Raw genomic sequence first — 260 nt, forward strand, 5'->3', positions numbered from 1 at the left:
GGACCGGCAGCGGCACCGCGGGCACCACCGGGGCGGGGCTGCGCGCCGGGGTTCCCGCGGTGCCGCTGCCGGTCCAGTTCGACGAGGGTTTCTGGGCGCAGCGCCTGGTCTCCCTCGGTGTGGCCCCGTGCGCCGTCCCGCTGCGCTCGCTCACCGCGGACGCGCTCGCCGCGGCCCTCGCCCGGGTCACCGGGGACTCCTCCCATCGGCGCCGGGCCGAGGCCCTGGGTGCCCTGATCCGCCGGGAGGACGGCGTCGCG

1 protein-coding gene is annotated in these 260 nt (G+C 80.0%); it reads left to right on the forward strand.

Translation table 11 applies throughout. The features are described 5' to 3' along the window. A partial coding sequence (locus BZY54_RS31090) for a nucleotide disphospho-sugar-binding domain-containing protein (RefSeq protein WP_341868715.1) occupies positions 1–260 on the forward strand: 260 nt, incomplete at both ends.

The organism is Streptomyces carpinensis, from assembly GCF_002154505.1.
Classification (GTDB): Bacteria; Actinomycetota; Actinomycetes; order Streptomycetales; family Streptomycetaceae; genus Streptomyces; species Streptomyces carpinensis.